The following is a 19,452-nucleotide window of genomic DNA, read 5'->3' on the forward strand; positions in this document are numbered from 1 at the left end:
AAAGAATTGGCCCGATGGTTTCTGTACTATATACTTTCTAAAGTAGCTTGCCGGTTCAAATATTGTTTTATGTATTTTGTAGACCCACCCCCGGAAGGTATTGTCGATCCACTTTTTGATCCTGTTATGAGTAGAGTTTACTTGTTGTATGTGGCAACTAACTTGAGCCCGATGGCTAATGGCATTTTCTATATGCGATTTCCCGATATGCCCAAGTTTGACTAAACTAAGGTCCCATGTCCATTTTCTGTGTTGAGTAACGGTTACCAAAACTTAACCATTGATGACAACTTTTTTACAGGATTCCCTAATCTTTTTCCGTATTTAAGGTCATTTAAATCCATTCTCTTTTCCAACCTAAAAAAAAAGTCTTGTCACTTTCGGTAATCCCCATAAAACCATCCTTACCAGCCTTGTCCAACATTTCTGCCAATATCTTGTGCCTCCCGTCCAAGGACGTCTTTTTATTAATGCCCATAGCTGAACTTATTTAATCCAAACTTTTTTCCTCTGTCATATAGCGTAATCCCATAATAATCAAGTATTTCACAGTTTATCTAGTATTTGTGTAAAATTAAACATACGTATTAAATCCTTATGAGGTTTCAATTTTTCTGCCATTTACACATTAGTGTAGTCTAAATACAGAAATGTATAGATGAGTGGTGTTTAAAACCTTAACTTAAGTAAGGAGTTTTAAATCTGGTAGTAGCCTTGACAAGTATTATGCAAAGTTTCAAATAGTTTCAATACAGCATCCCGAGATATTCTAACTTATATTATTTCTTGTTGATTTAAATGACCTTAGACATCTGGTATTTAAAACTAGCTAATTACCTTTGATTGCTGATTAATATTATCAATTATGAATACCAAACCAAATACTCCTGTAACTTTTCAATGTGGTGCTGTAATGTTAAACCGTTTCATGCTAGCACCAATGACTAATACCCAAAGTCACGAGGATGGCACACTTTCTAAAGACGAATACCAGTGGTTAACAATGCGCGCAAAAGGTGGTTTTGGACTCACAATGACCTGCGCTTCGCATGTGCAATTTATTGGTAAAGGGTTTCCAGGACAATTGGGTATTTATAACGACACACATATTGAAGGTCACCGCCGTCTAGCTGCTGGTATTAAGTCCCATAATAGTTTAGCGGTGATTCAGCTGCATCATGCTGGAATGCGCACTCCTGAAGACTTAATTGGTGAACAACCTGTTTGTCCGTCAGCTAGAGAAAAACACAACGCACGTGGCTTAAGTTTAAAGGAAGTTATAAAACTTCGTAACGACTTTATCACAGCCGCCGTACGTTCACAAAAAGCGGGTTATGATGGCGTGGAAGTCCATGGAGCTCACGGCTACATACTTACTCAATTTTTAAGCGCGGACATTAACAAACGCACAGACAATTATGGTGGCAGTTTAGAAAATCGCGCACGTCTGCTTTTTGAAATTGTAGATGGAATTCGTGAGACTTGCGGACCAGAATTCTTATTAGGTGTGCGATTATCTCCTGAACGTTTTGGCATGAAATTACAAGAGGCGAAAACCATTTGTCAGCAATTAATCCATGACTCCCATATTGATTTTTTAGACATCTCACTGTGGGATGTGTTTAAGCAACCTGAAGAGCTCGAGTTCCAAGACAAAAGCCTATTGCAGTATTTTGCCGAGTTAGACTATAAACATGTGAAATGGACCGTCGCTGGAAAGATTAATTCTGGACAAGATGTGCGTACAGTCTTAGACGCTGGTGTAGATTTTGTATCTATAGGACGATCGGCTATTTTACATCATGATTTTCCAAAGCAAGTATTGGCTCATACAAACTTTGAACCCACTGCATTACCTGTTTCCGAAGGGTATCTTCGAAATGAAGGTTTAGGCGAAAAGTTTGTCACTTATATGAAACGCTGGGATGGATTTGTGACCGATTAATAGCCTCAGCCCCTAAAAAACAAATCGTAAAATCAATTAATTAATTATATTTGACGGTTAATTAACGGAACAAGCAAACCTTTTCGGTCTAACAACAACCATAAATCCAATATGCGTTTTATTACATATTCCTTTCTGGCACTACTATGGTGCTTTCTAATCCCTTGTTCACTTATCGCGCAAAACACAACCAACACGATTAATGGGGTTGTAAAGCTTGACGAGGCTAATACCTTAGAATTCGCCTCGGTAGCCTTGTTTATAGACAATACAAGTTTTGTAAAAAGCACGATCACTGATGCTCGAGGTCGGTTTAGTCTTAAAAATATAGAATCAGGCAGCTATACCATCCGGATAGACTATATGGGTTATACCACGTACGTTTCGAAAGTATTTAATATATCCACATCTCAAAGCGTCAACTTACCTCCTATTATCCTAAAGGAAGAAAATAACACTTTAGATGAAGTGGTCATCACTAAGAAAAAACAAATGATTGAGGTCAAAGCCGATAAGATCATTTTTAATGTAGCGAGCAGTCCAAGTGCTTCAGGAACCAATGGCTTAGATCTTTTGAAAGCAGCTCCTGGGGTAACTTTAGATTTAGATAATTCGATTTCTCTATTAGGAAAAAGTAATGTTCAGGTGTATCTTAATGGCGTGCAATCCCGTTTGTCTGGAAATGATTTAACCACCTTTTTGCAGAGTCTCACGTCTGACACTATAGAATCTATTGAAATCATTTCCAATCCTGGTGCGCAATATGAAGCTGAGGGAACAGGAGGCATCATTAATATCCGACTTAAAAAAGCAGTAGCCACGGGACTCAATGGAACCGCTGCTTCTAGTTTTACTAAAGGCGAAGAATACCGCTACAGCAACAATGTATCCTTAAATCTCGGACTTGAAAAACTTCAAACGAGCTTTGACATCACCCAGTCGTATAATAACAATTTCGTCGGTTTTGACGATCGCAAACAACAAAACAATGTGGCACTGTTGCTCGACTCCAAAGACAACCAGATTAGAGATGGGTATAATGTTGGATTAGCACTAGAAACTCAATTAAACGACAAGCACTATGTGGGCCTTAATGGCCGTGGTATTTTTAATATTGTCGATAACAGATTAAATAGTATTACTGATATTTTCACGGTGCAACCTCCAGAACTGTCTGAAATCTTACGCTCACAATCCTTTGCAGATGGAACTTCGACCAATTATTTAGTTAATGGTTTTCATTTATGGACCTTAAACGATGATAGTTCTATCATCACTAATTTAAGTTTAGGTGTTTATGATAGTGATCAAAACACCATGCAACCCAATACCTATTTTGAGGCAGATGGTTTAACGGTTATAGACATAGACGACGCCCAATTTAATTCGGACACACAAATTAATCTATGGTCTGCCAAAGTAGACTACGAAAAAAGTTGGAATAAACTTAGCTTGACTGCCGGTTTTAAATACGCACAGGTGAAAACTAAAAATAACTTTACGTTTTTTAATATCGATAATCAAACCCCTGTTTTTGATCCAACAAAAAGTAACGCATTTGATTATACTGAGAATGTCACAGCATTCTACTCCAATCTTAATTTTATATTAAGTGATAAATGGTCCTTAAATACTGGATTACGAATAGAAAATACCGATTCTCGCGGACAGTTATTTTCTGAAGTAGACACTGATAATAATGACGTCTCACGGAACTACACCGATTATTTCCCTAATATTGGCCTGTCTTATGACGATCAAGATAAACACAGTTTTAGCTTGGGTATCGGACGACGTATTACACGTCCTAATTACCAAGATTTAAATCCGTTTGAAAGTCCAACAAGTCAGTTAGTTGTTTGGAAAGGAAACCCTTTTCTCAATCCAAATTACATCATGAATTACCAAACCTCGTACGCGTTTCAACAGAAATATATTCTAACGGCATCCTATAGTGAAACCACCGATTTCTTTTCAAGGATTGTAGAAATTACGGGTGACGAATCCACACAGATTATTCCAAGAAATATGGAGAAAGCTACCACTTTAGGACTTTCGGTAAGTTTCCCTGTAGCACTTACTAAATATTGGGGGCTTCAAGTCTTGGGAAACTTATCTAAAGAAACCTTTAAAGGTAATGTAGAAAGCACCGTTATCGATATTGATAATACGCTATGGAATTACCGCATACAAAACAATATAAAAATAAACTCAACCTGGTTGTTAGACATCACATTTACCCAACGTAGTAGATGGATCTGGAGAGGTTCTGTATTTATTCAAGGCACACAAGGCCTCAGTTTTGGCATCCGTAAAGACTTTTTTGACAGGAAACTCCAACTGCGCATCACAGGAAGTGATATTCTGCGTACCGAGAGTGAATACCCATATACTTCCGATTATGGTGGCATTGACTTAGATGGTACCTATATTGCTGATAACCGACGCTTTGGACTAGGCCTTACGTACAACTTTGGTGGTCCAAAAGCCAAAAGTAAGAATGTTAAAAGTGGGCTCGACGAAGAGCTGAACCGTATCCAGGACCAGGATAAAAACAACTAGAATAAGGAAAGGCTAATTAACTAGTTGTATATTTAATTGATAGTTATTGATGACTAGGACACAGGCAAAGCAATTAAAAATACGTTTACAACAATTAAATAATAGTTAATATGAAACACTTAAAAAAAACCATAAATATTCTTTTAATTGCCTTGACGATAGTTGCATGTAAAAACGATAAGGATAAACCCAACACAGAAAAAAGTAATATTGAGCAGACTTCAAATAAAGATAATGCTATTCAAAAAGAACAAAAGATTATTTTTCAAAAAACATTGACATTACAAAACATATCGTTTGATATAAAAACAACTGGAGAAGGTTCTATTAGACAACTTTCAATTCAACCAAAAGGGTTAGAAATAGACAATCAAAACATGACACTTGAAATAGATGGGCAAGTAGTTAATGCAGAAATTGAAGATTTAAATTCAGATGGATCTCCCGAAATTTTGATTTACACGAGGTCTTTAGGAAGCGGCAGCTATGGGAACGTCATTGGCTATTCCGTAAATAATGGAAAGTCCATAAGTCAGATTTACTTTCCAGAACTGTCGGATAACAAAGAAGCCAATATTGGTTACATGGGCCACGATGAATTTGCTATTATAGAAACTAGTTTAGCGCGACGATTTCCAATTTACAAAAATGGAGACACAAATAACAACCCAACGGGCGGTATGCGCCAAATACAATACAAACTAAAAGATGGTGAAGCATCTAGACTATTTGTAATAGATAAAATTAGTACGTATTAATATAAGTTATTGACTAAAAACCAGTGCCCACAAGGGGTATAAGTCATTACTTATTCTCGCCTACTCCATAAATTGCAAAATAATTTTCAGTTTGGTGTCTACTTTCAAAGCCTACCGGCAGGCAAGTTCAGTTTGTATGCACTAAATTAGACCCTTAAAACGCGAAACGAATTTTATACAATAACGATAGCGTCTTTTAAAAAAAAACAATATGCAGGTAATTTTAGGAGCCAATGGAATAATTGGAGAAGAATTGGCAAAAGAATTAAGAGCCCATTATACGAATGACATAACCTTAGTTGGAAGGCATCCTAAAAAAGTTAATACCAACGATATTGTATTCAAAGGCGACTTACTCCATTCTGAAGATGTCAATAATGCTTTAAAAAATGCTAAAATTGCATACTTAACCGTTGGACTTCCTTATAGATCGGACGTTTGGTTAAAAGATTGGCCTAAAATTATGCAAAATGTAATATCGGCATGTAAAACCAATACCTGTAAACTTGTTTACTTTGACAATACGTATGCATACCCTCAAGACTGTAAAATTCAAAAAGAAAACACCCCTTTAAAATCGGAAGGAAAGAAAGGGCGAGCTAAAAAAATAGCTTCTGAAATCTTATTGAAGGCCATTAAAGAAAAAGACCTCAACGCTGTTATATGCAGAGCACCCGAGTTTTATGGTCCGGGCAAAACTCAAGGTATTACAAATACCCTTGTTTTTGAGAAGCTGAAAAAAAATAAAAAACCAAAAATATTCCTAAAAGATGATGTATTAAGAACTTTAATTTACACTCCTGATGCCAGTAAAGCTATGGCCTTGATTGGAAATACACCAGAAGCATATGGACAAACTTGGCATCTTCCTTGCGATGATAACCGACTAACTTACAAAGGACTCATGGAAGAAATCTCAAAGCAATTAGGCAGAACAATAAAGTATGACGTATTAAATTCGTTTATATTAAAAATAGCTGCATTTTTTAATAAAAATATTCAAGAAACTCAAGAATTACTTCCTCGTTATGCTATCGACAATATATTTGATTCCTCTAAATTCAAGAATAGATTTCCAGATTTTAAAGTAACTTCTTATCAAGAGGGCATTAAGACTATACTTGATAATTACGACATAAAATAAAAACAAACTTAAGCCGCGTATAATTAATTACTTGTTCTCTAAGTACTCGAAAAACCTTACGAATTTTTCTTTGATTCGTTTTCTTTTACTAATTTAGACCTAATCAATACGACACACGAACCTGCTGTGTATCATTTAACCTAAATATTAATCTTTAATAATTATTACTTGATAAGTAGATGAAAGTTAAAACTGTAATACTATATTCTTCGGTAGATGGACAAACTCTAAAAATCTGTAATAAACTTAGAGAAATATACCAACAAAACAACGAAAAAGCGGAGCTTATCTCTATTGATGATTTTACTAAAGATGTAACCCATTATGATAGGCTTATTATAGGCGCAAGTATTAGATATGGCGTGCATAATAAAAAGATAATTGATTTTATAAACACGAATAAAAAACAACTAGATTCCATAAAAACAGCTTTCTTTTCTGTGAATCTGGTTGCAAGAAAACCTGAAAAAAGCACCCCGGAAACAAACCCGTATGTCATAAAATTTTTTAAAACTATCGATTGGGCACCTACTATTGTTGAAGTGTTTGCAGGTAAACTAGACTATAAAAAATACCCATTTTTTGATAGAATTATGATTCAATTTATTATGTGGATCACAAAGGGACCAACGAATACTAGCGCCGAAATTGAATATACCAATTGGGATAAAGTAACGGCGTTTGGGACACAGTTAAAGACTTTGTAAGTAAATTATTGGAAAGGTACTAAGCACAACAGCGTGTTAAAAAAATAAGCCAATTTTAAAAATTATAATTATGAAATTAGTTGTCACGTCGTTTGGAATACTCATGCTCTTTTCAGGTATCGTATTGATTGTAAAGCCCGGTATTATTTTCGGTTTTATGGAAAATAATATGGAAAGCACCTCTCTCTATATTTTTGCAATAGTGGTTAGATTAGTACTTGGTATTATATTTATAGTAGCTGCCAAAGCATCAAAATACCCTACCGTAATTAAATTTTTAGGCTATCTGTTTTTAGCAGCTGCTAGCCTTTTAATTTTCATGGGGCAAGAAAATTTTCAACACTTTATTAACTCTGTTATTCCTAATCTTAGACCCTTTAATACCCTAATTGGTCTGTTCAGTATGGTATTTGGAGGTTTTCTGATTTATGCTTTTCAAGGAAAAAAATCAGAGCAAGAGTAAATTAAAACGAACCACCAAGTAAGTGTATAACTCATAGCTACTTGTTTTTATCAAAATAGGTCTCTATTGTATTGGTTTAGACATGTATATACAAATTAAGTATGAGGATCATCTGATTAATTGATTCTAAGCATTATGAATTGCAGCGGCATCCAAATAGAAATTACCTACTCACCTTAAAAAGCTAAACTTTAACACTCCATACCGACTTTTATAAAAACTTTAAGAAAATTTACATTTAACTTTATTGAAATTTTAAAATCACAAACCTATTATGAAAAAATCAACATGTATTTCAGCAATTGCCTTTGCATTTATCATGCTACTATCGTTCAATACAAATGCACAAGAATTTGCAAAAATGGACAAAAGCCCAATGGATGCTGCGGCATTTCCAACAAGTTATAAAGAATCCAATAAACTAATAAAAATAGTTTATAGTAGACCTCAACTAAAAGATCGCGCGGTAAGTAAACTTGCTCCTAATGGAAAGGTATGGAGAACGGGTGCAAATGAAGCTGCAGAACTTACACTGTATACCGACATGAAGTTAGGTGACACCAATGTTAAGGCTGGAACCTATACGTTTTATGTGATTCCTGGCGATACAACATGGACGGCTATTATTAGCTCAGACTTAAATGTTTGGGGATCTTATTTCTATAAAGAAGCTAATGATGTGGCGCGTTTATCTGTTCCTGTTTCAACTGGAGAAGAATCTCTTGAAGCGTTTTCTATAGCTTTTAAGAAATCTGATGATGGTGTACATATGCATTTAGGTTGGGGAACAACTCGAGTGGCTGTACCTTTTACAAAATAAATCACACTTATTTTTAGAGTATAAAATAACGCCTTGACATGTCAAGGCGTTATTTGTTTAAATAAATTTTTTAATTTGAGTTTCAATTACTTGTCAATCAACCAATACGAAATCGTCTTGTGCAATGTAACTTACTTCCGCAGCAACAGCTGTTTTTACTAATTCTGCAATGTTTTTCCCGGCCACAAACACGATTGGGTTATTACGCAGATCTCCTTAATTCAAGCTAAGACATAGTGTTTGAAAAATAATGTAGCATGTACTCGCACTAAAAAGTCGAAATAACCTTAACATGAGCAATAGCCCAATAGCTTAGAGAATTTTGTTCTGCTCCTCCTAAGCCTAGTTTATCAATGATATTGCTACGGTGCTTTTCTATGGTTCTTTTAGACACAAATAAAGATTCTGCAATAACATTTGTAGAAGCTTGCTTTGAAATTAATTTTAAAATCACCAATTCTGAAGGTGTTAGTAATTTTAGATTTTTAAATTCGTTAGTCGCATTTAAAAGGCCATTACTATCTATAGAGTCGCTAAAATAGCTTTCATTATTAAGCACTTTTTCCATGCACGTCTCAATGGCGGTAAATGGATCTTCTTTTAAAAGATAGCCTTCAATTTTTAATGACAAAGCCAGTGTGATATATTCCAAATTTTTATGAAGTGTTTGGATTATAAATTTTGTTGGTATGTTTTTTTCTTTAATATCTTTTATGACCTCAAAACCTGTCTTAAAAGGCATTTCTATATCTAAAATAGCCAGTGTTGGTTTTAGCTCTAAAATTAACTGTAAAGCTTCCGTACCGTTTTGGGCTTTGCCAATAACATTATACTCGTTGGACACAAGAGCATCGTACAGCCCGTTTAAAAGCATTGGATGATCGTCTGCTATTACAATAGTGAAGTCTTTATTTAGCATTTATATTGGGATTACAAGTTTTATAACGGTGCCTTGATTATGTTGCGATACGATATCTAACTTAGATCTAATTATTTTTGCGCGTTCTTTTAATGTTTTCATTCCAAAATGTGCACCATGTTTTGTGTTTTTTGAAAAATCGAAACCATTGCCATTATCTTTAATTTCTACAAGAATCTGTTTTTTAACCTTCTCAATATTTACAAAAGTGGCTTTAGCATTGGCATGCTTTACAATATTGTTTAAAGACTCTTGAATAATACGGTATAAATGGAGTGCATTATCATTACTCAATATATTGTCTATATTTTCAATATCGTTTGTGAAAAAAATATCGGTATGCGAATCTACCTCGTTAACTAAGGCCTCAATGGCTTTTGTTATTCCCAAATCTTTAATTGCTGGCGGATGCAAACCGCGCAACACGGTACGTAACTCTTCTAAACTACTTGATGATAAGGTTTCTAATTCATTATTTTTATTGGTCCTAGTTATTTTAGTTAATAACATCAATTTTTGACCTACACTATCATGCAAATCTCTAGCTACTGTGGTGCGCTCTTCTTCGCGCGCGGATATCAAATTCTGTGAAAATGCTTCTTGTACAGCTTGTCTTTCTTTTAAATTTTTTCTTGATCGTAATACAATAACCAAGCTAAAGAAAATAACCAACCCGATGGAGCCAAAAATTATAAACTGCCTTTTATTTTTATTCTCAAGATTTAATAACCCAATGCTCGCTTGTTGGTTTTCAATTTGGTGATCTCGTTTTTCTGTTTCGTAGAGTGTTTGGTAATAGACTAAAGATTTTACGTTTTGAACATTAGTAATGGAATCTTTAATTGCATAATGATTTAATAAATGAATATTACTGTTATAGTTATCACCTAAGGCCTCATAAACTTTTGATAAAAAAATTTCAGCATTCATTATATTTTCATATCCTTCTTTTTGCTTTTCAAGTTTTAAAAACTCTTTACCATATATTAGTGCATTCTGATAATCTTTATTAAAAAATAATAATGTTTTTTTTGCATCAACATAAAGGTTTCTGTTTTTTTCTGTTGTATTCTTTCTATAAAGTTTTTCAAATTCTTTAAAATTAGTTTTGGCGAGGGATAAACTATCATTTTCAGCGTAGGCCTTTACTAGGGAAGAAATTAGTACTGGCTTGATCGCAAGTACAAAATCAGAATTACTATTTGCAAGCAATGATTTTTTTAAATTGATTATTTGCTTTACATTATCATTAGTTTTTTTATAATCCTGAGCCGCATTAAAGTATAAGTTTACTAAACTTGTATTATTATTTGTTTTTTCAGCAAGTTCAATTGCCTCATTTCGTTCTTTTTCGGCTTCTTTGTAAAAAGCATTTTTACTGTAAAGTATAGACAATGCGTTTTTAGCACTTAGAATATTAAAAGTGTCTTTTAGCTTTGAAAATGCATTCATAGCTTTTTTTAAACTTATTGAAGATTCAGAGAATTTCCCCAAATGAGACTGATTATAACCTGTGTAAAGTTCAGCATAAGCGAATAGCCCTTTGCTTTTTGCCTTGAGAGCAAATGTCTTCGTTATTTCATAAAGCTCTAACGACTTATCAATATCATCTGTAAAATAGTAACTATCAGCCGCATTTAAATACATCCAGCCAATTGACCCAAAATCTGTACCTTTATTTAAGACCTCTTCATAAGTCTTAAATAATTTGAGACCTTCCTCTGGTCTACTTTTATAATTATTTTCAAAGCCAATTAAATCAGCTAATTTTTTAGTAGCTAGACTTAAAGAGTCTAATGAAATAGCAAAAGAAATTGTTTGACGAACAATGGAATCGTATTTTAAATCCGAATTACGTATGGTGATTCTTGTTAAGCTATCTAGCCACGCAAGACGCTCGCCTCTTTCAGTTTTTACAATTTTTGAATTGAAAAAGTCTATCTTAGATTTTATGTCTGCATCTTGGGCAGTTATTTGCCATGCACATAAGAAAAAAATAATTGAGAGAGTAACCTTCATATAATAAAAGTAGGAAATATACGATTTTTACAATTGAAAAAACCCGATTTCTATTTTTAAATATGAGTCAACTTAACAATATGCCTACTTGCAGTGTTTTATGGTATATTCAAATACTTATGGGTTTGCAGAGATACTTTCCACTTCGGGTTGGCCATCACATAATCTACAATTTCTGGAACTACTTTATCGCGCTTGCTCCATTCTGGTTGTAAATATAAAATACAATCTTTATTAACTTTTGCTGCCTGCTCTTCCGCAAAACGGAAATCGTCTTTATTATATACAATGACTTTGAGCTCGTGAGCCTCTTCATAAACTTCTTTAGTTGGCAATTTCATTTTTTTAGGCGATAAACAAATCCAATCCCAAACGCCTGTTAATTTATAAGCTCCAGAGGTTTCAATATGCACTTGTAAACCTTCTGCTTTTAATTGCGTCGTTAAAGCAGTCATATCCCACATTAAAGGTTCGCCCCCTGTTACAACAATGGTATCGCTATATTTTTTAGCATTTTCAACTATTTTGGTTATTTCTGTTGGTGGGTGTAATTCGGCATTCCAACTTTCTTTTACATCACACCAATGGCACCCAACATCGCACCCTCCAATTCTAATAAAATACGCCGCAGTTCCTTTATGAAATCCTTCGCCTTGTATGGTGTAAAACTCCTCCATTAAAGGCAACATCTCTCCTTTTTCAACCAATTTTATTACCTCTTGAATCATCCAAAATAATTTTGGGTGCAAATGTACATATATTTAAAAGAAAGACGACTGACAGTTTATTAAGAACCGTTTAATGTTTTTTAATAACAGTTAGACGATTTTTGGATACTTGATTATTTTTATTTAATTTTGGCAGTGTTACAAAGATAAAAATTGCTCTCAAGCTCTCTCAAGAATGAATAAAATAACGTATTGCCTAATAGCTCTACTATGCTTGCATAGTAATTGCTTTTCTCAAGTTGGTATTGGAACTACCTCTCCAGACGAATCCTCAATTTTAGATATAGAATCTGCCAATAAAGGTGTATTAGTTCCTCGTTTAAGTAATAATCAAATAAGTACGATTTCAAATCCAGCTTCAGGTCTTTTAGTTTTTAATTCAGACTTGAATGAATTTCAATTCAATTGCGGCAGTAAACTACTTCCCGATTGGAGTAAAATTTCACATAACATGTCGGTGAAATATAGTAACACCAACACGTCAACTAATATAAACACATCAACTTTTGCTAATGTACCTATTTTTGGATCTCAAGATTGGAATGATGATAGTACTCTATATAACCGGTCTGGTAATGTAATAACAATAAATGCTACAGGAAGATATAGAATTACGGCAAACATCTCTTACGGAGTAGAAAATGCTGGGAACAATTCTCATACACGTGTAGCTGTAGAGATGCAATTAGCTATTAACGACATTCCAACTGGTACTTTTGGGAGTACAGGTTATATAAGACGAACAGGAGGGCATAATGAAGCTTCATTGCACATTACTGAAGTTTTTAATATTACAGCAGGACAAAATATTAGTTTAAAGACTAGAAGAGAAGGTAATAGTGCTGCTGCAACCTTTAGAAGCGCTGGCACTTCTAACATTTACATTGAAAGAATTAAATAAATTCTTAAATAAATCTTATTTTTTCCTTCCTCAATTTTCCTGTATTTTTACGGAAAATAATAAGGATGAACATTAAAGAGGTTTTTTTTAAATACATCACAAAAGGAAATACTACTAAAGGCGAAGCCATAACTGTTGGCGCCGCCATGTTAGATGGTGAAACCATCACTGGAGCGCATGTAAAAATACCTTTAAAAACCATGAATAGACATGGTTTAATTGCTGGAGCTACCGGAACGGGTAAAACCAAGTCACTACAAGTTTTAGCAGAAAATTTAAGCGACAAAGGTATTCCTGTACTTCTTATGGATATTAAAGGCGACTTAAGTGGTTTAGCGCAACCAAGTCCTGGACATGCTAAAATTGATGAGCGCCACGAAAAAATTGGACTTCCTTTTGAAGCGAAACCATTTCCCGTTGAAATTTTAACCTTATCTGAACAAGATGGTGTGCGTTTAAGAGCAACCGTTAGTGAGTTTGGCCCTGTACTTTTATCACGAATTTTAGATTTATCTGAAACACAATCTGGTGTGGTTGCGGTTATTTTCCAATATTGTGATGATAACAAAATGCCTATTCTTGATTTAAAAGATTTTAAAAAAATATTACAATACGCTACCCAAGAAGGTAAAGCAGAGTTTAATGCAGCCTATGGTAGAATTTCTACGGCATCAACGGGATCTATTTTACGTAAAATTATAGAATTAGAGCAGCAAGGTGCTGAATTGTTTTTTGGAGAAACGTCCTTTGATGTTGATGATTTATTAAGGATTGATGAAAATGGTCGTGGTTATATTAATATTCTTAGACTAACCGATATTCAAGACCGCCCAAAGCTTTTTTCAACATTTATGCTCAGTTTATTGGCTGAAATCTATTCTACATTTCCTGAGCAAGGTGATAGTGACCGACCAGAACTCATCATATTTATTGATGAAGCACATTTAATATTCAAAGAAGCGTCAAAAGCACTTTTAAATCAAATTGAAAGTATCGTAAAACTAATACGAAGTAAGGGTGTAGGCTTATATTTTGTAACACAAAACCCAACTGACGTTCCTGAGGAAGTATTGGGGCAATTGGGTTTAAAAATTCAACATGCTTTAAGAGCTTTTACAGCCAAAGACAGAAAAGCAATAAAATTAACAGCTCAAAACTATCCAGATTCTGAGTATTATGATACTACAGAAGTATTAACATCTTTAGGTATTGGAGAAGCCTTAGTATCTGCTTTAGATGAAAAAGGTCGTCCAACACCTCTTGCTGCCACCATGATGCGTGCACCCATGAGTAGAATGGATGTTTTAACCGAGTCTGAATTAAGTGCTCTGCTTTCTAAATCCAAATTAGTCAAGAAGTACAATGAAACTATTGATAGAGAAAGTGCTTATGAAATGCTTAATAAAAAAATAAAAGAAGCTGATGCTGAAGAGGCCAAAGAAAAAGTAAGAAAAGAAAAAGAAGCCCTTAAAAAAGCAGAGTCTAAGAAAAGAACAACGAGTACCCGTCGAAAAAGCACTGCAATGAATCCCATTATTAAAGTATTAACTAGCGCTACTTTTATTCGTAGCGTGTTTGGTATTTTAAATAAAGTGATGAAAAGATAAATCGATAATCGATATTTATTAATATATAACTCATAACCGTATTCCTAAAGAAAGCATTATTTTAAACTTAGGAACTAAATAATAAAACCCCATTCAATTTATGTATAAATCCATTTTAAGCATCATTATTATCACGTTTCTTTTCACGAGCTGCAAAAAAGAACAAAACCCTTTTGAGATTAGTAATCAACATATTGGTTTACTAACCGACTCTACTCAAGTAAAAGACTTAAAACGTGTTTACGCAAACGATTCTATTGTTAAATTTATTGGTGGAGATGAATTTACAGGCAATGTCAATAACATAGAGATTTTTGAGAAAGGTGGAAAAAAACTATTAACACTTACACCAAAACAATCCTTAGACTCTACCTCAACAATTGCTGGTATACGCATACTTGATGCGCGTTATAAAACTAACAAAAACATTACTGTAATGAGTACTTTTAAAGATATTAAAAACAACTACAAAGTATCTAGAATCAGTAATTTAATTAATTCTTTGGTAATAGCAGTAGATGACATTAATGCCAATTTTACGATTGATAAAAAAGAGCTCCCTGCAAATCTTAGATTTGATATGGATTTAAAATTTGAAGCCACTCATATTCCAGATAAGGCTAAAATAAAATACTTTTTTATCGGTTGGAATAATTAAAAGAGAAACCAAATGAATCCATTCATAGTAAAAATACTAATTGATGTAGCACGCAAAAAACTTGAAAAAAAACAAGATAATACCCCTGTTACAAAAAGAGAGATAGTGCCTTTAGCTCGGAATTATGAAGTGGAGATCTCCCATGCTGTAAAAGAATATATTTATATAATTATTGGTGTATTTTCAGCTGGTTTTGGGTTAAAAGGGTTTTTGCTCCCAAATAATTTTATTGATGGCGGCGCAACAGGTATTTCTTTACTTTTAGAAAATATAACTTCATTAAACCTTGGGATTTTATTGGTTATCGTTAACCTCCCCTTTATCTATTTAGCTTCTAAAACTATTGGCAATAAATTCGCTATAAGAAGTATAATAGCCATAACTTTTCTAGCATTAGTTGTTCATTTTGTTGACTACCCCACCATTACTGAAGATAAGTTATTAATAGCTGTTTTTGGCGGATTCTTTTTAGGCTTGGGAATTGGTATGTCTATGCGTGGAGGCAGCGTTATTGATGGCACTGAAGTTTTAGCCATTTATTTAGGACGAAAATTATCGCTTACTATTGGAGATGTATTATTACTGATTAATATTTTAATATTTTCTGTTGGTGCTTATGTACTTTCTATTGAAACGGCACTTTATGCTATTTTAACCTACCTAGCGGCAGCAAAAACCGTAGATTTTGTTGTTGATGGTGTTGAAGAATATGTAGGTGTTACCATAGTTTCAAACAAGCATAGAGAATTAAGATTAATGATAACCCAAAAGCTAAGGAGAGCTTGTACTATTTACGCCGGAAAAGGTGGTTATGGTAAAAACGGAAACAGCTACGACAAAGACATTATTTACACCGTGATAACCCGTTTAGAACTTGCCAAGCTTCAAACAGAAATTGATAAAATTGATAGAAACGCCTTTATTATTATGGGTGTTGTAAAAGATTTAAAAGGCGGAATGATTAAGAAAAAACCATTAAAAGATCAATATTAGACACCTACAAAATTATGTCCCAAAAAAAATACACCATTCAAGATAACCCTTTTGTTGTGCCAACAACTGATGGTAAAATTATAAAAGAACACTTCGGAAAAACTACCGATGGAAATTCAGAAATAAGCATTGCTCATATGAAAGCTCCAGCAGGATGGAGCGAGCCTTTTCAAACGCCAGAATTTGATGAGTTTACATTTATAATTAGTGGTAAAAAACAATTTATTATAGAAGGAGAACAGATTGTTTTAGAAGCTGGACAGTCTATAAAAATTGAAAGAAACACAAGAGTTCAATATTCTAATCCGTTTACCGAGGTATGCGAATATATAGCTATTTGTACTCCAGCCTTTTCTATGAATTTAGTAAACCGAGAAGATTAAATGAATACTTATCTTCCAAAAATAATAGGAGGCACTATAAATTTTACGAGTTACTTTTCTTCTCGTTTTGCCGCGAAACTAGCTATCGATTTATTTTCAATGCCCAAAAAAGGTAAAATTCAACCTGAAGAATCGGAATACCTTAAATCTGCAACTCAAGACCATGTTTTATTTGAAAGTCTTTCAATAAAAACGTATAACTGGAAAGGTGATAAAGAAACCATTTTACTTGCCCACGGCTGGGAAAGCAATTCGTTTAGATGGATGGATTTAATTGAATCGTTAAGACCTTTAAATTATAATATTATTGCACTAGACGCTCCTGCACATGGTGCCTCTAGTGGTAAACTTTTTAACGCCCTACTTTATGCAGAATGCATTAAAATAGTCGTGGAAAAATTTAATGTACATACTATAGTTGGACATTCTGTAGGCGGCATGGCATCTGTTTTTTTTCAGCATAAATATCAAATAAAATCTATTGAGAAATTGGTTTTATTAGGTGCTCCTGCAGATTTTATTGGGGTTTTTAGTCGCTATGAAAACATGATGGGTTACAACAAACGTGTTTCTAAAGCACTGGAAAACCAAGTACTAAAAAAGTACAACCACCTTCCAGAATATTTCTCTCCAGCAAATTTTTCAAAAGAGATTCAAGCCAAAGGACTTATTATTCATGATAAAAAAGACAGAATTATTCCTTATAAAGACGGTTTAAAATTTAAACAGAACTATGCGAATTCGGAGTTTATTGCTACTAAAGGTTTTGGTCATGGTCTTAAATCAGAAAAAGTATATCAACATATCTTAGACTTTTTAAACGACTAAGTTTATTGTACTTTTGAAGCATGGCAGAAGTAGCATTAAAACGTATTAATAAATTTTTAAGTGAAGTGGGTTATTGCTCGAGAAGAGAAGCAGACAAACTCATAGACGCAGGCCGAGTAACCATTAATGGTGTTATTCCAGAAATGGGTACCAAAATTACTGCAGATGATGTTGTTGCTGTTGATGGCGTAGAGATTACTAACACCAAAACATCTTTTGTTTACCTTGCTTTTAACAAACCTGTTGGTATTGTTTGTACAACCGATACTGGCGTTGAAAAAGACAATATCATTGATTTTATAAATTATCCCAAACGTATTTTCCCTATTGGACGGTTAGATAAACCTAGTGACGGTTTAATTCTTTTAACAGATGACGGTGATATTGTAAACAAAATTCTTCGTGCTAGTAACAACCATGAAAAAGAATATATTGTTACAGTTGACAAACCTATTTCGCAGACCTTTATTGAACGCATGTCTGGTGGTATTCCTCTAGCGGAATTAAACAAAACCACTAAAAAATGTCAAGTAGAAAAACTGGGGACTTATAAATTCAAAATCATTTTAACACAAGGTTTAAATAGACAAATTCGTAGAATGTGTGACTATTTAAATTATGAGGTACAAACCTTGAAACGTGTTAGAATTATGAATATTAAGTTAGACACGCCTGTTGGTGAATATCGAGAATTAACTAAAGAAGAATTCATCGAGTTGAACGCGCTTTTAGAAGATTCTACAAAAACCTTCCTTAAGAATAACAAACAGAAAGATTAAGGTAACATGTTCTCGCTATGAGCTCCTTCTTTGATAAAGTATAGTAAAATTAAAACTGTTTAAACTTTTATATGCAAAACACATCGCCTTTTCATTTAGCAATACCCGTTCATAATTTAAGTGCATGCAGAACGTTTTACAGAGATATTTTAGGTTGTGATGAAGGACGAAGCAGCGACCATTGGGTAGATTTCAATTTCTTTGGGCATCAATTAGTAATTCACTACAAACCAAAAGAAACAACAATAGCAGTGCATACTAATCCTGTAGATGGAAAAGACGTTCCTGTACCTCATTTTGGAGTTGTTTTATCTTGGGATATCTTTCACGCTTTCGCGGAAGATTTAAAAAGTAAAAACATAGAATTCGTAATTGAACCGTATGTGAGGTTTGAAGGTTTAGTTGGAGAACAAGCCACAATGTTTTTTTATGACCCTTCTGGAAATGCTTTAGAATTTAAAGCTTTTAGAGATCTTAATCAGTTGTTTGCTAAATAAAGAGCTACTCATTCTTTTGCCTTTTACCTGTTAAGTGAAAAGGTAAATAGACTACTAAAAAGAGTGGTATAATTATTATTTGTGCGACTATAATATACCAAGGCCATTCGCCAAAATAATCAAGCAAAGATGCTGATTGTGGTTTCTCATTCAGATAAAAATAATTAGCTCCTAAAATCTTATTTATAACAACCATGATGACAACATAAATCTGCAATGCCAAAAAAGATTTAAACACACTTTTCAGTTTAGGCCGCATATTAAAAACAAAAGTGGCGTAAAAAATGACTATTAAAAGTCCTAAATGGACCACCCAATACCTAAAATAATCAAAATTAGGAAAGCCCAAAGGTATATCTGGTGTTAAAACACCTTGTAGCGTGCCTCCAATAATCCAGAATACTAAGACTTCATACATCCAAAATTTTCTATAATACGTGAAAACAGGAATTATTAAACCTAGCAAACTACACAGATACAAAGGCAAATCTGTAGATATATTATAAAAACCAAGACTAATTATATGAGCGTGAAAGACAATGACTATTAAACTAATAACACAAGCAAAAATATGTAACGCATTCTTTTGTTGTGTTTTATTCAATTCCCGCTGAGCATATTTTATAAAAACTATACTGAACAAAAACGCCATTATTATTGGAACGAAGTGTTGAGTGCTGCCAATGGTAACTTTACTAAACAAAAAAATTGCATTATAAATTGTGAAATTCATAATGCAAT

General features: G+C 33.7%; 19 protein-coding genes and 1 pseudogene. 15 read left to right on the forward strand and 5 right to left on the reverse strand.

Features of this window, described 5'->3' with window-relative positions:
• Positions 1-53 precede the first annotated feature (53 nt).
• A pseudogene (locus QZ260_RS00230) lies at positions 54-234 on the reverse strand (IS1595 family transposase); the annotation flags it as partial.
• 679 nt (positions 235-913) lie between these two features.
• Between QZ260_RS00230 and QZ260_RS00235 the strand changes: the two are divergent.
• The 7 genes from QZ260_RS00235 to QZ260_RS00265 all read left to right on the forward strand — a co-directional run bounded on the left by QZ260_RS00235 (position 914) and on the right by QZ260_RS00265 (position 8,399).
• Entirely contained in the window at positions 914-1,945 is a 1,032-nt protein-coding gene (locus QZ260_RS00235) for an NADH:flavin oxidoreductase (RefSeq protein ID WP_295981471.1), read from the forward strand.
• 111 nt (positions 1,946-2,056) lie between these two features.
• Positions 2,057-4,507: a TonB-dependent receptor gene (locus tag QZ260_RS00240; RefSeq protein ID WP_295981406.1), complete on the forward strand. Its 2,451-nt coding sequence runs from the start codon at positions 2,057-2,059 to the stop codon at positions 4,505-4,507.
• A 110-nt stretch (positions 4,508-4,617) separates the two neighbouring features.
• Positions 4,618-5,265: a PliI family lysozyme inhibitor of I-type lysozyme gene (locus QZ260_RS00245; protein ID WP_295981408.1), complete on the forward strand. Its 648-nt coding sequence runs from the start codon at positions 4,618-4,620 to the stop codon at positions 5,263-5,265.
• 211 nt (positions 5,266-5,476) lie between these two features.
• The gene (locus QZ260_RS00250; protein ID WP_295981410.1) at positions 5,477-6,409 is read left to right on the forward strand and encodes an NAD-dependent epimerase/dehydratase family protein; all 933 of its coding nucleotides are present in this window, start codon (positions 5,477-5,479) and stop codon (positions 6,407-6,409) included.
• 179 nt (positions 6,410-6,588) lie between these two features.
• The gene (hemG, locus tag QZ260_RS00255; RefSeq protein WP_295981412.1) at positions 6,589-7,116 is read left to right on the forward strand and encodes a menaquinone-dependent protoporphyrinogen IX dehydrogenase; all 528 of its coding nucleotides are present in this window, start codon (positions 6,589-6,591) and stop codon (positions 7,114-7,116) included.
• A gap of 70 nt (positions 7,117-7,186) precedes the next feature.
• Positions 7,187-7,579 (forward strand): hypothetical protein, encoded by a 393-nt coding sequence (locus tag QZ260_RS00260; protein ID WP_295981414.1) that lies wholly within the window; start codon positions 7,187-7,189, stop codon positions 7,577-7,579.
• 274 nt (positions 7,580-7,853) lie between these two features.
• Positions 7,854-8,399 carry a DUF2911 domain-containing protein gene (locus QZ260_RS00265; RefSeq protein WP_295981416.1) on the forward strand — a complete coding sequence of 182 codons (546 nt, stop codon included), beginning with the start codon at positions 7,854-7,856 and terminating at the stop codon, positions 8,397-8,399.
• Between the two features lie 268 nt (positions 8,400-8,667).
• Here the strand turns inward: QZ260_RS00265 and QZ260_RS00270 are convergent, their stop codons facing one another.
• From QZ260_RS00270 to QZ260_RS00280, 3 genes are all read right to left on the reverse strand, one after another.
• Positions 8,668-9,318: a response regulator transcription factor gene (locus QZ260_RS00270; RefSeq protein WP_295981418.1), complete on the reverse strand. Its 651-nt coding sequence runs from the start codon at positions 9,316-9,318 to the stop codon at positions 8,668-8,670.
• A complete protein-coding gene (locus tag QZ260_RS00275) occupies positions 9,319-11,337 on the reverse strand; it encodes a sensor histidine kinase (RefSeq protein WP_295981420.1) in 2,019 nt (672 codons plus the stop codon).
• A gap of 98 nt (positions 11,338-11,435) precedes the next feature.
• Positions 11,436-12,065, reverse strand: coding sequence for a 7-carboxy-7-deazaguanine synthase QueE (locus QZ260_RS00280; RefSeq protein ID WP_295981423.1), 630 nt, complete (start codon positions 12,063-12,065; stop codon positions 11,436-11,438).
• A gap of 175 nt (positions 12,066-12,240) precedes the next feature.
• On the opposite strand from QZ260_RS00280, the gene QZ260_RS00285 reads away from it, so the two are divergent.
• The 8 genes from QZ260_RS00285 to QZ260_RS00320 all read left to right on the forward strand — a co-directional run bounded on the left by QZ260_RS00285 (position 12,241) and on the right by QZ260_RS00320 (position 18,711).
• On the forward strand, positions 12,241-12,966 hold the full coding sequence (locus tag QZ260_RS00285) for a hypothetical protein (protein ID WP_295981425.1): 726 nt from the start codon (positions 12,241-12,243) through the stop codon (positions 12,964-12,966).
• 65 nt (positions 12,967-13,031) lie between these two features.
• Positions 13,032-14,573 (forward strand): helicase HerA-like domain-containing protein, encoded by a 1,542-nt coding sequence (locus QZ260_RS00290; RefSeq protein WP_295981427.1) that lies wholly within the window; start codon positions 13,032-13,034, stop codon positions 14,571-14,573.
• Positions 14,574-14,673: 100 nt separating this feature from the next.
• Positions 14,674-15,231, forward strand: coding sequence for a hypothetical protein (locus tag QZ260_RS00295; protein WP_295981429.1), 558 nt, complete (start codon positions 14,674-14,676; stop codon positions 15,229-15,231).
• A 12-nt stretch (positions 15,232-15,243) separates the two neighbouring features.
• On the forward strand, positions 15,244-16,224 hold the full coding sequence (locus tag QZ260_RS00300) for a YitT family protein (protein ID WP_295981432.1): 981 nt from the start codon (positions 15,244-15,246) through the stop codon (positions 16,222-16,224).
• Between the two features lie 14 nt (positions 16,225-16,238).
• Positions 16,239-16,607 carry a cupin domain-containing protein gene (locus tag QZ260_RS00305; protein WP_295981434.1) on the forward strand — a complete coding sequence of 123 codons (369 nt, stop codon included), beginning with the start codon at positions 16,239-16,241 and terminating at the stop codon, positions 16,605-16,607.
• Positions 16,608-17,435, forward strand: a complete 828-nt coding sequence (locus QZ260_RS00310; protein ID WP_295981436.1) for an alpha/beta hydrolase — start codon at positions 16,608-16,610, stop codon at positions 17,433-17,435.
• A 20-nt stretch (positions 17,436-17,455) separates the two neighbouring features.
• On the forward strand, positions 17,456-18,214 hold the full coding sequence (locus QZ260_RS00315; protein ID WP_295981439.1) for a pseudouridine synthase: 759 nt from the start codon (positions 17,456-17,458) through the stop codon (positions 18,212-18,214).
• Between the two features lie 71 nt (positions 18,215-18,285).
• Positions 18,286-18,711, forward strand: a complete 426-nt coding sequence (locus QZ260_RS00320; RefSeq protein WP_295981440.1) for a VOC family protein — start codon at positions 18,286-18,288, stop codon at positions 18,709-18,711.
• A gap of 4 nt (positions 18,712-18,715) precedes the next feature.
• Here the strand turns inward: QZ260_RS00320 and QZ260_RS00325 are convergent, their stop codons facing one another.
• Positions 18,716-19,444: a TIGR02206 family membrane protein gene (locus QZ260_RS00325; RefSeq protein WP_295981442.1), complete on the reverse strand. Its 729-nt coding sequence runs from the start codon at positions 19,442-19,444 to the stop codon at positions 18,716-18,718.
• Positions 19,445-19,452: the final 8 nt, after the last annotated feature.

Origin of the sequence: uncultured Algibacter sp., assembly GCF_905480415.1 — a bacterium.
Taxonomy (GTDB): domain Bacteria; phylum Bacteroidota; class Bacteroidia; order Flavobacteriales; family Flavobacteriaceae; genus Algibacter_B.

Excerpts from the sequence above, each read along its gene's own strand:
- QZ260_RS00290 (WP_295981427.1), top strand. The coding sequence starts at position 13,032 with ATGAACATTAAAGAGGTTTTTTTTAAATACATCACAAAAGGAAATACT.
- QZ260_RS00270 (WP_295981418.1), bottom strand. The coding sequence starts at position 9,318 with ATGCTAAATAAAGACTTCACTATTGTAATAGCAGACGATCATCCAATG.
- QZ260_RS00250 (WP_295981410.1), top strand. The coding sequence starts at position 5,477 with ATGCAGGTAATTTTAGGAGCCAATGGAATAATTGGAGAAGAATTGGCA.
- QZ260_RS00325 (WP_295981442.1), bottom strand. The coding sequence starts at position 19,444 with ATGAATTTCACAATTTATAATGCAATTTTTTTGTTTAGTAAAGTTACC.
- QZ260_RS00300 (WP_295981432.1), top strand. The coding sequence starts at position 15,244 with ATGAATCCATTCATAGTAAAAATACTAATTGATGTAGCACGCAAAAAA.
- QZ260_RS00280 (WP_295981423.1), bottom strand. The coding sequence starts at position 12,065 with ATGATTCAAGAGGTAATAAAATTGGTTGAAAAAGGAGAGATGTTGCCT.
- QZ260_RS00245 (WP_295981408.1), top strand. The coding sequence starts at position 4,618 with ATGAAACACTTAAAAAAAACCATAAATATTCTTTTAATTGCCTTGACG.
- QZ260_RS00320 (WP_295981440.1), top strand. The coding sequence starts at position 18,286 with ATGCAAAACACATCGCCTTTTCATTTAGCAATACCCGTTCATAATTTA.
- QZ260_RS00310 (WP_295981436.1), top strand. The coding sequence starts at position 16,608 with ATGAATACTTATCTTCCAAAAATAATAGGAGGCACTATAAATTTTACG.
- QZ260_RS00235 (WP_295981471.1), top strand. The coding sequence starts at position 914 with ATGTTAAACCGTTTCATGCTAGCACCAATGACTAATACCCAAAGTCAC.
- hemG (WP_295981412.1), top strand. The coding sequence starts at position 6,589 with ATGAAAGTTAAAACTGTAATACTATATTCTTCGGTAGATGGACAAACT.
- QZ260_RS00285 (WP_295981425.1), top strand. The coding sequence starts at position 12,241 with ATGAATAAAATAACGTATTGCCTAATAGCTCTACTATGCTTGCATAGT.
- QZ260_RS00315 (WP_295981439.1), top strand. The coding sequence starts at position 17,456 with ATGGCAGAAGTAGCATTAAAACGTATTAATAAATTTTTAAGTGAAGTG.
- QZ260_RS00240 (WP_295981406.1), top strand. The coding sequence starts at position 2,057 with ATGCGTTTTATTACATATTCCTTTCTGGCACTACTATGGTGCTTTCTA.
- QZ260_RS00260 (WP_295981414.1), top strand. The coding sequence starts at position 7,187 with ATGAAATTAGTTGTCACGTCGTTTGGAATACTCATGCTCTTTTCAGGT.
- QZ260_RS00295 (WP_295981429.1), top strand. The coding sequence starts at position 14,674 with ATGTATAAATCCATTTTAAGCATCATTATTATCACGTTTCTTTTCACG.
- QZ260_RS00265 (WP_295981416.1), top strand. The coding sequence starts at position 7,854 with ATGAAAAAATCAACATGTATTTCAGCAATTGCCTTTGCATTTATCATG.
- QZ260_RS00305 (WP_295981434.1), top strand. The coding sequence starts at position 16,239 with ATGTCCCAAAAAAAATACACCATTCAAGATAACCCTTTTGTTGTGCCA.
- QZ260_RS00275 (WP_295981420.1), bottom strand. The coding sequence starts at position 11,337 with ATGAAGGTTACTCTCTCAATTATTTTTTTCTTATGTGCATGGCAAATA.